The sequence below is a fragment of the Peribacillus sp. SIMBA_075 genome (genome assembly GCF_046534585.1).
The window spans coordinates 1-280 of the sequence record NZ_JAWRYN010000438.1; the positions used below are offsets into that span (position 1 = coordinate 1).

Sequence of the window (280 nt, forward strand, 5' to 3'; positions counted from 1 at the left end):
ATACAAGGATGTTTTTCAAGAAGCAGTGGACAAGTATAACAAGAAACAAAAACGGAATGACCGTAAAATTGATGATTATTATGACAAAATACATAAAGATGATAAGACACATGAGCAACGAGAATTAGTCGTGGCGATTGGGGAAGGTAAAGACGACTCGAAATATAGGGAAGCCAAAAAGGAAGCGTTAAAACAGTATGCTGAGGCGTTTCAAGAGCGAAATCCTAATCTAGCAGCTTATAACATGGTTTTACATGATGATGAAGCGAATCCGCATTTA

Annotated in this window: 1 protein-coding gene; it reads left to right on the plus strand. The window is 37.1% G+C overall.

What is annotated here, in order from left to right:
- Positions 1–280 (plus strand): plasmid recombination protein (locus tag SB775_RS28910; RefSeq protein ID WP_410864642.1); only part of this gene is annotated, 280 nt, incomplete at both ends.